The organism is Hyphomonas sp. (assembly GCF_041689225.1).
In the GTDB taxonomy this organism is placed as follows: domain Bacteria; phylum Pseudomonadota; class Alphaproteobacteria; order Caulobacterales; family Hyphomonadaceae; genus Hyphomonas.
On sequence record NZ_JBDNGN010000148.1, the window covers coordinates 1 to 1789 of the forward strand.

Genomic DNA, 1789 nt, shown 5'->3' on the forward strand with positions numbered 1-1789 from the left:
CGGCCAGCTTCGACGCGCCTTGCCCATCCGCATAATACACATAGATTTCGCGGATTTCGGGTTTCAGCATTTCGGTCGTCTGGTGCCGCAGGCCCGTTAGTGCTTCCGGGCCGGGGGGCGCGTCGAGAAATATCGCCACGACACGGTTGCCCGGCTGGTCCGAAAACGGATTGGCGGCACGCACGGCGTCCATTTCGGCAGCCGTGCGGACAAAGATGCCCACGGGCTTGCCAGCATATGTTTCCAGTCGGGATTCCAATGCGGCTCTCACGGTCATTTCTGGCTGGTCAGACGTGAAAACGACATTGCCGCTGGCGATATAGGTCTTGACCTGATGGAAGCCGATCTCCTCGCACATGGCGGTCAGCTCGGTCATGGGCAGCTTGCCGGTGCCGCCGATATTCACGGCGCGCAGCCGGGCGATATAGGCTGTCACTGGGGATCGGCTACTGGCAGGTCCAGCAACAGGGCCGGGTCGATGTAGAAATCACCGCTGCGATCCTTGCTGGCGATGTTCCGCCATTTGACGGCCCAGTGCAGGTGCGGGCCAGTCGTGCGGCCAGAATTGCCAGTCCTGGCGAGAAGGTCGCCACGTTTCACCACATCGCCGGCAGCAACATCGACTTCGGAGAGGTGCATGAAGACAGAGGTGAGGCCATGGCCATGGTCGAGGAAGACCGCGCCGCCTTCATAGTAGAGGTCGGGATCGGCGAGAATGACCGTCCCGCCCGCCGGGGCGACGACCGGCGTGCCGATGGGGGCGGCCATATCATAGCCCTGATGGACAGAGGTCGATTCGCACGGCTTTCCGGTGACTTTCGAGACGCCGATATATTTCCGTGTTGGGCCGAAGGGCGAGGAGGCGGGCACATTGGCGGGCCTGATGAACCCGCCGAGGGCGCCAGGGCCGGGAATCAGGCGGGCAAACGCCGCCTGCTTGGTCTGCCAGCTGCGGGCGGCATGGGCTTTCTGTTCGGTCGAGCGGGCATCGACCTTGTCGCAGTCGAAGCCCTTGATCGTGCGGAATTCATCATCGCGCGCTGCGATGGCGAGGTCGCCAAAGGCGCCGCTGGCAGCAGACCAGCCGATCACCGAGGGCGCGTTTGTGCGGATGCCGAATTGGGCCGTACCGGTGTAATCCACCACTTGTCTGACGCCGGCGACCGTCATCGTTTCGCCGGGCGCAGCATGGCAGATGACAAGGCCACCCTGGTTGAGGGCGCCGTCGCAGGTCGGGTGGGCAGGCGTTGCGGATCGGATCTCGTTGGAGGCGGGAGTTTGTGCGCACGCTCCTGAACACATCACGACCGCGAGCAGGAGTTCGCGCAGCATCATCCCTGTGCGGGCACCATCCGGGTGCCTGCGGCTGCCGCGTCCCAATAGGCTTCCTGCAGATCGACGCTCCAATAGCGCAGGGCTTGCAGGGGAACCTTGCGGCCGGTCACGGCACACACAACAAAATCGCCGGGCGCAAGCACCTGGACATCGGCATCAAGGTAGCGAAGCCGTGCTTCGCCCGCTTGTCGGTTCGATCGGGTCAACATGGCGCTACCATGCCTGATCCGCACGGCAAAGAAAAGGTGCAGCGAACAGGAAGTTTCTGCTTTGTTCATGAGAACAAACATGGTACATCCGGAACATGGACGGCAATAGGGGGCCTTGCCAAACTGACCCCCGTAGTGGACCTAAGGAGACGACTCATGGCCAAACCAGCGCTTCAACTTGTGGATAAGGAATCCGGTGTGGATAAGCAGAAGGCTCTTGAAACGGCTCTAGGTAATATTGAACG

4 protein-coding genes are annotated in these 1789 nt (G+C 61.9%); 1 reads left to right on the forward strand and 3 read right to left on the reverse strand.

Annotated elements, in window-relative coordinates; all coding sequences use genetic code 11:
• From ACESNB_RS14590 to ACESNB_RS14600, 3 genes are all read right to left on the reverse strand, one after another.
• On the reverse strand, positions 1-436 hold a 436-nt coding region (locus tag ACESNB_RS14590), incomplete at its 3' end, for a DUF1697 domain-containing protein (RefSeq protein WP_373008573.1).
• Complete coding sequence (locus tag ACESNB_RS14595; RefSeq protein ID WP_373008575.1) at positions 433-1335, reverse strand: M23 family metallopeptidase; 903 nt, start codon at positions 1333-1335, stop codon at positions 433-435. The genes ACESNB_RS14595 and ACESNB_RS14590, both read right to left, overlap by 4 nt.
• Positions 1332-1544, reverse strand: coding sequence for a DUF2093 domain-containing protein (locus tag ACESNB_RS14600; RefSeq protein WP_373008577.1), 213 nt, complete (start codon positions 1542-1544; stop codon positions 1332-1334). The genes ACESNB_RS14595 and ACESNB_RS14600 overlap by 4 nt, the downstream gene beginning before the upstream one ends.
• A gap of 9 nt (positions 1545-1553) precedes the next feature.
• On the opposite strand from ACESNB_RS14600, the gene ACESNB_RS14605 reads away from it, so the two are divergent.
• Positions 1554-1789, forward strand: a 236-nt coding sequence (locus tag ACESNB_RS14605) for a hypothetical protein (protein WP_373008579.1), incomplete at its 3' end; no start/stop codon positions are given.